The sequence below is a fragment of the Streptomyces sp. CO7 genome, from assembly GCF_053474865.1.
The window spans coordinates 101,737-104,781 of record NZ_JBRIOU010000004.1; the positions used below are offsets into that span (position 1 = coordinate 101,737).

Sequence of the window (3,045 nt, forward strand, 5' to 3'; positions counted from 1 at the left end):
GCACGGGTGGGCGCCGGGGCCCACGTCCCCACGAGACGGTTCGCTTCACGACGCGTGAGCCCTCCGGGAAGGGGGCGGGTAGGGCGAACAAGGCGGGGCTGCCGGCCGGGGCCCACTCCTGCGCCGTACTGCGCCGGGGGCCGGGGGTCGAGGGCTCGTCCTTACCGTGCCGTCGGCTAACGCGGGGGGAGCGAGCCGCGCACCGCGGAGGCGCCGCCCAGCGCCCGCAGGACGGCGGAGTCACCCGCGGGACGGCGGGTTCGCCCGCAGGGCGGCGGAGTCGGGTCAGGTCGTGGGGGTGGTGAGGGTGCCGTGGAGGGCCATGTGGACGGCGGCCTCGGTGATGTCCGCGGGGTCCTCGGCCGCGCCGAGCTCGATCCGCCGCACCGCCGCGTCGACGACCCCCTGCAGCAGCATCGCCGCCATCCGCGGCTGCTCGTGCCCGAGGTCCCGCAACGCGCCGCCCAGCATCGCGACCAGTCCCCCGTGCGCCGCGCGGATCTTCTCCCGGGCCCCCTGGTCCAGCTCCCCGGCGGAGATGGCGACCACGGCCCGGTGCCGCCGGTCCCCCACCAGCGACAGCTGCTGCCGCACGTAGGCCTCGACCTTCGCGGCCGGCCCGTCCGCCGCCGCCATCGCCGCCTCGACCTCCGCGGCCCAGACCGGGAAGTCGACCGCGCACAGCTCCTCGACCACGGCGCCACGCGAACGGAAGTACTCGTAGACGGACGACCGCGCCAGCCCCGTCCGCTCGGCGAGCGCGGGGAAGGTCAGCGCCTCCGTACCGCCCTCGGACAACAGGGACCGCGCAGCGTCCAGCAGTGCGGCTCGCTGCATCGACCGGTGCTCGGCCACGGAGGCCGCTCGAATCCTTGGCACGTCACCACTCTACGGAGCCACGCCGCGGAACGTGTCAGCGCCCGAAACTCGCCAGCTTGGCCCGCAGCTGCAGCACCGACTTGGTGTGGATCTGGCTCACCCGGCTCTCCGTCACCCCGAGGACGTTGCCGATCTCCGCGAGGGTCAGGCCCTCGAAGTAGTACAGCGTGACCACCGTCTTCTCACGGTCCGGCAGCATGTTGATGGCACGGGCCAGCAGCCGCCGCAGCTCCCGGTCCTCGGCCACCTCGACGGGGTCGTCGGCGGCGGTGTCCTCGAGGGTCTCCATCAGGCTCATCCGCCCGCCCCCCTCACCGCCCCCGTGCAACACCTCCTCCAGGGCGACCACGTTGGCCAGCGAGAGCTGGCTGAAGACGGCGTGCAGCTCCTCGACGGTGACGTCCATCTCGTCGGCCACCTCGGCCTCGGTGGGGGTGCGCCGCAGCCGCGCCTCCAGGGTGGCGTAGGCGCGCTCCACGTTGCGCGCCTTCTGCCGCACGGAGCGCGGGATCCAGTCCAGCGCCCGGAGTTCGTCGATCATCGCGCCGCGGATCCGGGTGATCGCGTACGTCTCGAACTTGATCTCGCGTTCGACGTCGAACTTCTCGATCGCGTCGATCAGCCCGAAGACGCCCGAGGAGACGAAGTCGGCCTGTTCGACGTTGGACGGCAGCCCCACGCTCACCCGGCCGGCGACGTACTTGACCAGGGGCGAGTAGTGCAGGATGAGCTGCTCCCGCAGCCGCTCGTCCCCGGTCGCCTTGTAGGTCCGCCACAGCTCGTCGACGGTCGAGGGGGCGGGAGGCCGCACTCTGCCCCGGGCCGCGGGGGTGACCGCCGCCGCCCGGTCGGGCCCGGAGGTGTGCTGGGGCATTCGTCGCCTTGTGCCGTTCTGCCGTGGTACCGGTCGCGCGCTCCGGCGCACCGGAGCGCCGGGGAACTTCGTGAGCGTAGCGCGACTGGAGCATCGCAGTCCGTGAAGGACGAACCGGGACCGATCCGCAGATACGTTCCTCTCCGCCCCGTCCGCCAGGGCGGCAAGGCCCCGGGGCTCACCGCGCGTGACCACCCGGAAGGCCCAACTCCGGGACGCCGCAAGGGCGTCGGGACCACCCGGACGGCCGAGCGGTCACCTCACGGTGGCCCTGCGCCGCCCCGCGCCGAGATCACCGCATGGCGTGTCAACTGCCATCCGTCGCCGTGTCGTTCGACATGACCCAGCGAGCGGAGCTCGTAGAGCCTGGCCACGGCGTCGTCCGGGGTGGTCACCGCCTCCCGGGCGATCACCTCCACCGGGACCGGTCCCCGGGCGGGCAGGGCGTCCAGCACCCGGCGGACGTCGGCCCCCAGCAGGTCACGCGGCAGCAGCGGGCCCTCGGGGACCTCCTCCAGCTCACCGATCGAGCCGACGAGTTCGACGATCTCGGCCGCGTCGGTCACCAGCGCGGCCTCCTCCCGCAGCAACTGGTGCACGCCGGTGGACAGCCCGCTGGTGACGGGACCGGGCACGCCCATGGTGAACCGGCCGAGCCGGCGGGCCGCCCTGGCCGTGGACAGGGATCCGCTGCGCCGCGCGGCCTCGACGACCACCGTGCCCCGGGTGAGCGCGGCGATGACCCGGTTGCGCAGCACGAACCGGGACGGCGTGGGGTGGTCGCCCGGCGGCAGCTCGCCGATCACCAGGCCCTGTTCCGCGATCCGGCCGATCAGCCGGGCGTGCCCGCGCGGGTAGGCCCGGTCCACGCCGCAGGCCAGCACGGCCACCGTGGCGCCGCCCGCGCCGAGTGCGCCCCGGTGCGCCGCCCCGTCGATCCCGTAGGCGCCGCCGGAGACCACCACCCAGCCCCGCTCCGCGAGCTCCGCGGCCAGCCCGGCCGACACATGGGCGCCGTACTCGGTGCAGGCCCGCGCGCCGACGACCGCCACCGACCGCAGCGCCCACACCCGCAGGCTGGGCCGTCCGCGGATCCACAGACCGACCGGGCGGGCGTCGCCCAGGTCGTCGAGCTGGGTGGGCCACTCCGCCTCGCCGGGCACCACGAACCTGGCGCCGCTCTCGGCGGCCGCGGCCAGGTCGCGCGCGGGGTCGGCGGCGGCCGCCCGGGCGCACAGGCCCGACCACCGGGTGGCGCGCACCCCGGCGAGCGGCCGCCCGCCCTCCCGCAA

General features: G+C 74.9%; 3 protein-coding genes. All 3 read right to left on the minus strand.

Going from position 1 to position 3,045, the window contains the following annotated elements; translation table 11 throughout:
* Positions 1-285: 285 nt before the first annotated feature.
* Positions 286-855 carry a TetR/AcrR family transcriptional regulator gene (locus ACOV8S_RS13140; RefSeq protein ID WP_448318846.1) on the minus strand — a complete coding sequence of 190 codons (570 nt, stop codon included), beginning with the start codon at positions 853-855 and terminating at the stop codon, positions 286-288.
* Positions 856-913: 58 nt separating this feature from the next.
* On the minus strand, positions 914-1,753 hold the full coding sequence (gene whiG / locus ACOV8S_RS13145; protein WP_448318008.1) for an RNA polymerase sigma factor WhiG: 840 nt from the start codon (positions 1,751-1,753) through the stop codon (positions 914-916).
* Positions 1,754-2,013: 260 nt separating this feature from the next.
* On the minus strand, positions 2,014-3,045 hold a 1,032-nt coding region (dprA, locus tag ACOV8S_RS13150; RefSeq protein WP_448318009.1), incomplete at its 5' end, for a DNA-processing protein DprA.

Bases quoted from the DNA above. Each gene is read 5' to 3' on its own strand.
- whiG (WP_448318008.1), bottom strand. From the start codon at position 1,753: ATGCCCCAGCACACCTCCGGGCCCGACCGGGCGGCGGCGGTCACCCCC.